This window comes from Comamonas sp. FUJ_7 (assembly GCF_057369555.1).
In genome coordinates this window covers 1-7,228 of sequence record NZ_JBXXZI010000019.1, presented here as the reverse complement: position 1 = coordinate 7,228, position 7,228 = coordinate 1, and the positions used below count along the sequence as shown (strand labels likewise).

Sequence of the window (7,228 nt, the reverse complement as noted above, 5' to 3'; positions counted from 1 at the left end):
TTGAAGCAAGGAAACAGTGTTTCTCTGCTGCAATGCAAAAATTGTAGCACAGGGTTTTCGCTGTTTTTCCCAAACCTGCAACATATTTCTCTATCTCATGAAAAAGGGATGCATCGGCATCCCTTTTTCTTTCAGCACGAAGGCCGCATCAGCTCACAGCACCGCCATCGCGTATGCGATGCATGTCGCTGATATCCACCGTCCAGACCAGGCCGTCGCCAATCTGGCCGGTACGGCAGGCGGCAATGATGGCTTCGCGAATCGGCTCGACCATGGACTCTTCCACAATCACGCAGACCATCAGCTTGTCTGAAAAGTCAGTCAATTCATCTTTGACTGTGCGCTTGTCTACCGCGGCAGGAGCGGTAAAGCCCTCTGCCTTGAAGATGGTCACGCCAGGAAAGTTCGGTATCGCGCGCAACTCGGTGCGCAAGCGCTCCAAGCGGCTGGGGCGCACGATGGCTCGGATTTCTTTCATCGTCATCGAATCACTCCTTTTTCAAATCAAGCCTCGGTCGGCTTTTCGTCAAACCAGCGATACAGCGTAGGCAGCACCACCAGCGTCAACAGCGTCGAGGTAATCAGCCCCCCGATCACCACAATGGCCAAGGGACGCTGAACTTCAGAGCCTGGACCTGTCGCAAACAGGAAAGGCACCAGGCCCAGCAAGGCCACAGTGGCAGTCATCATCACCGGACGGAAGCGCTGAATACAGCCCTCGCGCACCGCTTGGGCAACATCCAGACCATCCTGACGCAGGTGACGGATGCAGGAAACCAGCACCACACCATTGAGCACCGCAATACCCCACAGCGCAATAAAGCCCACGGAAGCCGGCACGCTCAAATATTCCCCGGTAACAAACAAGCCAATCAAGCCACCAATCGAGGCAAAAGGCAGCACCAGAATGATCAGGCTGGCCAGCTTGATGGAATTGAACAGCAGGAACAGCAGGAAGAAGATGGCCACAATGGTCAGCGGCACGATCACCTGCAGCGTGCCCATGGCGCGCTCCATGTTCTCGAACTGACCGCCGAACTTGAAGTAGTAACCATCGGGCAGCTTGACCTCTTGCTCCAGACGTTGCTCCACCTCGGCCACAAAGCCGGCCAGGTCACGCCCTTCCACGTTGGCGCCAACCACCACTCGGCGCTTGCCGCCTTCGCGGCTGATTTGCGCAGGGCCATCCACCAATTCGATCTTGGCCAGACTGCTCAGCGGCACTTGCGCACCGGTGGGCGTCGTCAGCAAAGTAGCGCCGATGGACTGAGAAGAGCTGCGGTAAGCCTCGGGGAAGCGAACCACCACGGCATAACGACGCTCTCCCTCATACAAGGTCGTCACGTCCTTGCCACCAATCGCGGACTCCAGCACGCTTTGCACATCAGCCACATTGAGGCCGTGTCGCGCAATCGCTTTGCGATCGATATCCACGGTCAGCGCCTGCTGCCCTGACAGGCGCTCAATACGAATATCCGCACTGCCGGAAACGCTCTTCAAAATGCGCGCCACCTGCTCGGAAACGTCCTTGAGCTCTTCCAGCTCGTCACCGAACACCTTGACCGCCAGTTGCGAACGCACGCCCGTCACCATTTCATCGACACGCTCGGAAATGGGCTGCGACAGCACGATCTGCACGCCTGGAATCTTGGACAGGCGCTGACGAATATCTTCATCAATCTCGTCCTGAGTACGTCCTGACTCGGGGTCCAGAATCACGATGGGGTCGGATTCATTGGGTCCTGCAGGGTCGGCTGGCGATTCACCTCGTCCCAGCTTGGACACCACAGACTTCACGCCCGGCACCTGCGCTACTTCCTTCATGGCAGCCATTTCCATGCGGATGGATTCATCCAGAGAAATGCTGGGCACGCGGTTGATCTGCGGCGTCAGCGCCCCTTCCTTCATGGTCGGCATAAAGGATTTGCCCAAGAACGGGAACAGGCCCAGCGAACCAATCAGCAAGGCCACGGCCACAGCCAGCGTCAGGCGATTGCGTGCAGTCGCGCCATCGAGCAAACGCAGATAGTGGCGCTTGAGGAAGGCGATTAGCTTGGTATCGTGGTCTGCACCACCCTTGAGGAAGTACGAGCACAGCACAGGCGACAGGAACAGTGACACCGCCAAGGAGATGGCCAGCGCCATGGCAATGGTCAGCGCCAGCGGGCCAAACATCTTGCCTTCAATGCCCTGCAGGGTCATCAGTGGCAGGAACACCAAGATGATGATGGCAATACCGAAGATGGTGGGCGTCGCCACTTCCACGGTGGCCGACAACACGGTGCGAATACGCTCGCCGCGCGAGTTTCCGGCCTGGCCCAGCTTGTGAAAGACGTTCTCCACCACCACCACAGTGGCGTCCACCATCAAGCCAATGGCAATGGCCAGCCCTCCCAAGGACATCAGGTTGGCGGAAATGCCGTACTTGTTCATCAAGATGAAGGTGGTCAGCGGCGTGATGATCAGCGTTGCCACCACAATCAGGCTGGAGCGCACATCGCCCAGGAAGATGAACAGCACCACCACCACGAGGAAGATGCCTTCAAGCAGCACCTTACCCACGGTCCAAAGGGCCGAATCGACCAGATCGGTACGATCGTAGTAAGGCACGATCTGCAAACCGCCAGGCAGCATTCCCTTGGAATTGATCTCGTCCACGCGCTCCTTCACGCGAGTCACGACCTCCTTGGCATTACCGCCGCGCATCATCAGCACAATGCCCGACACACCTTCGGTATAGCCGCCTTTGATGATGGCGCCCTGCCGAACCTCGGCGTCAATCTGCACCTTGGCCACATCGCGCACATAGACAGGCACCCCACCCTGCTCCTTGAGCACGATGTTTTCAATATCGTCCAGCGTGCGAATCATGCCTACGCCGCGAATCAGATACTGCTCCGTCACCTGCGGCAAGATGCCGCCGCTGGCGTTGGCGTTGTTATCGGCCACGGCCTGCACCACCTGGCGCACGCTCAAGTCATAGTGACGCAGGCGCGCAGGATCCACCAGCACCTGGTACTGCTTGACATAGCCGCCCTGGGAGTTGATTTCCGCCACACCCGGAATGGAGCGCAGCAGTGGACGCGCCACCCAGTCCTGAATGGTGCGGCGCTCAGTCAGCTCAGCCTGCGTCAGTGCACGTTCACCATCATCAGGGTGGTCCAGCGTGTACTGATAGACCTCGCCCAGCCCGGTGGACACAGGGCCCAACACCGGAACAATCCCTTGGGGCATGCGCGGTGTGACTTCAATCAGCCGCTCCGTCACCAACTGACGGGCAAAGTACACATCGGTTTCGTCGGTGAACACCAAGGTGATGATGGACAGGCCGCTTTTGTTGAGCGAGCGCATCTCGGCCAGGCCAGGCAAACCCGTCATGGCAATTTCGAGAGGCACGGTCACAAAGCGCTCAATCTCTTCGGGAGAGCGGCCAGGCGCTTCCGTGGCAATCTGCACCTGCACATTGGTCACGTCGGGGAAAGCATCCACCGACAGGTTCATGGCGGCACGCAGACCAAAGCCGCACATCACCAGCGCTAGCACGATCACCACTAGCCGCTGCGATAGCGCGGCACGAATCATGGAGGCAATCATGGGCTTACTCCAACTCTGCGCGCTTGCGCTCGTTGTTCAAATGGAAGGCGCCCTCAACCACGATCTGCGTGCCTTCACTCAAGCCCTTGATCACAGGTCGCAGGCCATCACTTGCAGCCCCCAGCTCTACTGGCGTCAGGCGATAGTGGTTCTCCGCCTTCTTGACGTAGACATGGTCTTTATCGTTTTCTCGCACCACTGCCAGGACAGGAATTGCCAGCTTCTTTTCAGGGGCTCCCTGAATCTTCATGGTGGCAAGCATCTGGGGCTTGAGTGCCAGATCCTTGTTGTCGACCTGGGTGCGGATGGTCACCGTGCGCGTATCTGGCGACACCGTGTCACCTACGTAAATGATCTTGCCGGAGATCGGAGCCTCTTCCACAGTCAGGCCCAGCGCTGGCACATCAACCTCCACATTCTGACCAGCCTGCACGCTGCGTGCGACCTGTTCCGGCAGAGCACCGACAACCCACACATTCGACAAATCTGCCACCGTGAACAAAGGATCTCCTGGCTGAGCCACCTGACCTTGACTTACCTGGCGTTCAATGACGATACCGGCGGCAGAAGCGGTGATAGCGGCATTGGGAGCCACACTGCCCTTCGCGCGCAAGCTGCTCAAAGCCGCCCCTGACAGCCCCATCATCTTGAGCTGATCGCCCGCTGCCTGCAATTCAGCCCTGGCGATCTGCACTTCAGACTCTCGTCGCTGCAGCTCGGCAAAACCGATCACATCCGCTGCAATCAGCTGGCGTGCTCGTTCGGCAGAACGCTCAGCCAGAGTTGCTGTAGCGCTTGCACGCATGTAAGCAAGCTGCGCCGCTGTCAATTCAGGACTGGCAACACGGGCCAGTGTCTGGCCGGGTTTGACGCGGTCACCGGTCTCTGCCAGTACCTCGGTCACACGACCGGTCACAACTGCGCCGATACGAGTGACCTTGCGCTCATTGGCTTCAATACGGCCCGCAATTTCACGCACCGATGCCACCTCGGCCTGCATCACAGCGGCCGTCTTGAAGTTACTCGCCATGTCGGCCGAAACAATGACCTCCATAGGATCCAGATCCACCTTGGCGTCTGCAGTAGCCACGGGCGCAGCGGCTTGCTGCTCGCCCTTTCCACAAGCCGTAAGGGTCAGTGTTGTCAGCCCTGCAAGTGCCAGGGCCAGAACCAGAGAAACAGGACGTGCAGTCCTGGAGTCATGATGAGAAGACATAAATGGAATTCAAAAAACGGAAATCTGTTCTTGGCTTTGACGCATCAAAGGGCGGAAAAATCTGCATAGCGACCAGCCAAAAAGTCCAGCTCAATGCGTGCCGACTGAAGCTGGTAACGGGCCTCCAGCAAGTCAGCCCTGACGGTGCGCAGTACCCGCTGTGCGTCCAGAACATCCAGAATGCCGCGCTCGCCAAAGCGGTAAGCGGCCTCGGCCACGCGCAGAGCCGACTCAGCCTCGCGCACCGCCCCCTCGCTCAGCGCTTTGGTGCGCACCTGCGCCATCTCCATGACCTTCCAAGCCTGCAGCACCTGCTGCTCCAGCTCGGCTTTGCGCCCCTCCATCCGCAGTCGTGCACGCTCGGCTTCAGAGGCAGCCTCATCGATAGGGCCTCGGCGCTGATCGAACAAAGGGATCTGCACGCTCACGCCCACTGTGTTGTTGCGGATATCGGGCTCGCGCGTTTGTGCGTAACGCAGCTCGAGACCAGGCCAACGGCTGGCCTTGGCTCCGTTCTTCTGCGCTTGCGCCTTATCCACCTCGGACTGCAATTGCAGCAACTCCGGATGAGTCTGCCAATTGATACTGCTCAGCTCTGCCAGCTCCACCGGGTCTTGCAAAGACAGTGCCAAATCGAAGCGGGCAGGCAACTGACCGGCAGCCAGGCGATTCAGGGTCAACTGCGATTGCTCCGCCAGCAAACGGGCGGACTGCTCCTGTTGTCGAGCATTGATAAGCTCTGCATCAGCCTTGATGATTTCATAGCGTGCCGCTTCGCCACTGGAGACGCGCACTCTTACACGCTCATGGGCCTGCTCCAGCAACTTCACTGCGTCATGGGCCGCATTGGCCTGCGCTTGTCGCAGTACCACTTCATAGGCTTTGAGCTTGACCTGAGCGACCAGTGCGTTGCGCGAAGCAGCAATCTGGTGCACGGATGCACGCTGCCCTGCCTCTGCAGCTTCAATGCGTGCAGCACGTACGGACGGCATTTCAATGGGTACAGAAACTCCCATGCTCGTCACATTACCGGGCGTCGCCGAGGCCAGCCTAGCCTTGTTGTCCCCACGACTCCATTCCAGCTTGGGATTAGGCAAGGCACTGGCACTGATGACCGCAGCCTGAGCCGTCACCCCTGACTGCTGTACAGAGCGCAGCTCTGGATTGTGAGCCAGCACCGCCTGAACCAACTGATTCAGCGTCAGCTTGGGTTGCGCTTGATCGGAGTTGGTGCTGCTGACCACGGGCTCAGGAGCTGGCTGCTCCTGCGCTTGTGCCGCCAAAGCAGCAGCAAGGCAAAGGCTCAGCACCGCCGACCGCTGGAGTTTGCGCAAAGGCACTTGGCCCAAAAGGTTACGACTAGCCCTGACCGGCACAGAAACCGGCGCTATCAATCTATAAGACATAGACACACTGCCTTCTTGAGGGCAGATAAAGTGAGAAAAGGGTCGAAAAACCATACCGACTGCACGAGCGAAGTCATGCTCTGCAACAGATTCAGGCGGAAATGAGCTGGTGGAATAGCTCTTGAAGCAGGTACTACCCCATGTGCTTAGGACAAGCACATGTCGCACCCGGTTGCTTGATCGCAATGGCAAATACAGGCTGCATCAACCGCGCAAAGGCGTAATGGCCTGATAAAAGAGCGCTAGCCTGCCAGTGGCAGGCCACTATTTGGCGGCCTCAGCATGCTCTGAGGCCAAGGGGAAGTCGGGTACACCACATGCGCCTGTGGCTGCACCTTTTTATCGGCTACGTCGACAATGACCGCTTCTGGCGGTCCAAATAATTCATTGCGATCATCTTGCGCCGAGTTGAGTTCAGCTGTGCGGTGTGGTCGATGAATGGAAAATTCCACCACCTCATCCTCTACGTCATCCTCAAACTCTTGCAAAACGTCTACACCGTACTCATGCGGCTCCAATTCCGGCACATAAACCATAGCGCTCACATCTTGCGAGCCCGAAGGCCACATCGCGAACAACTGCACACCCACAATTGAGGCAAGCAGAAGAAGCGACAGCAAGAAAGAAGACGCTGGACGCATGGTGAGGTTTAAAAGAGAAACGAGGAGATGAGCAATGGCAAGAAGAAGGGCAAGCAGCAAAGCATTGCCTGCAAGTGACAAGATGGTGTGCAAGATTGTGAAAAAGTTCCCAAGAAATCACTTCGGGAAACAGTGAGGCTCCGCAGAATAGCGCATCGCCCTAACACCTACAGAGAAAGGGTATCTCGCTATCAAAATCGCAGTCCACACACATTGAAAACACCTTCCAGAAAAGAAAAAAGCCGCAACCAATTTCTTGATTGCGGCTTTTTGAATCTGGCGGAGTGGACGGGACTCGAACCCGCGACCCCCGGCGTGACAGGCCGGTATTCTAACCAACTGAACTACCACTCCTGGCAGGAAGCTTTGCC

5 protein-coding genes and 1 tRNA gene are annotated in these 7,228 nt (G+C 57.8%); all 6 read right to left on the bottom strand.

Annotated features, from left to right (window positions below; translation table 11 throughout):
- Window positions 1-148: 148 nt before the first annotated feature.
- Entirely contained in the window at window positions 149-484 is a 336-nt protein-coding gene (locus tag AC2I9W_RS17470; protein ID WP_486411188.1) for a P-II family nitrogen regulator, read from the bottom strand.
- A gap of 20 nt (window positions 485-504) precedes the next feature.
- Complete coding sequence (locus tag AC2I9W_RS17465) at window positions 505-3,594, bottom strand: efflux RND transporter permease subunit (RefSeq protein WP_486411187.1); 3,090 nt, start codon at window positions 3,592-3,594, stop codon at window positions 505-507.
- Between the two features lie 4 nt (window positions 3,595-3,598).
- Window positions 3,599-4,810, bottom strand: coding sequence for an efflux RND transporter periplasmic adaptor subunit (locus AC2I9W_RS17460; RefSeq protein ID WP_486411186.1), 1,212 nt, complete (start codon window positions 4,808-4,810; stop codon window positions 3,599-3,601).
- A 44-nt stretch (window positions 4,811-4,854) separates the two neighbouring features.
- A complete protein-coding gene (locus AC2I9W_RS17455; RefSeq protein ID WP_486411189.1) occupies window positions 4,855-6,144 on the bottom strand; it encodes a TolC family protein in 1,290 nt (429 codons plus the stop codon).
- 314 nt (window positions 6,145-6,458) lie between these two features.
- Window positions 6,459-6,950, bottom strand: a complete 492-nt coding sequence (locus AC2I9W_RS17450; RefSeq protein WP_486411185.1) for a hypothetical protein — start codon at window positions 6,948-6,950, stop codon at window positions 6,459-6,461.
- A 184-nt stretch (window positions 6,951-7,134) separates the two neighbouring features.
- Window positions 7,135-7,211, bottom strand: a tRNA-Asp gene (locus AC2I9W_RS17445).
- Between the last annotated feature and the right edge of the window lie 17 nt (window positions 7,212-7,228).

Bases quoted from the DNA above. Each gene is read 5' to 3' on its own strand.
- AC2I9W_RS17470 (WP_486411188.1), bottom strand. From the start codon at position 484: ATGACGATGAAAGAAATCCGAGCCATCGTGCGCCCCAGCCGCTTGGAG.
- AC2I9W_RS17465 (WP_486411187.1), bottom strand. From the start codon at position 3,594: ATGATTGCCTCCATGATTCGTGCCGCGCTATCGCAGCGGCTAGTGGTG.
- AC2I9W_RS17460 (WP_486411186.1), bottom strand. From the start codon at position 4,810: ATGTCTTCTCATCATGACTCCAGGACTGCACGTCCTGTTTCTCTGGTT.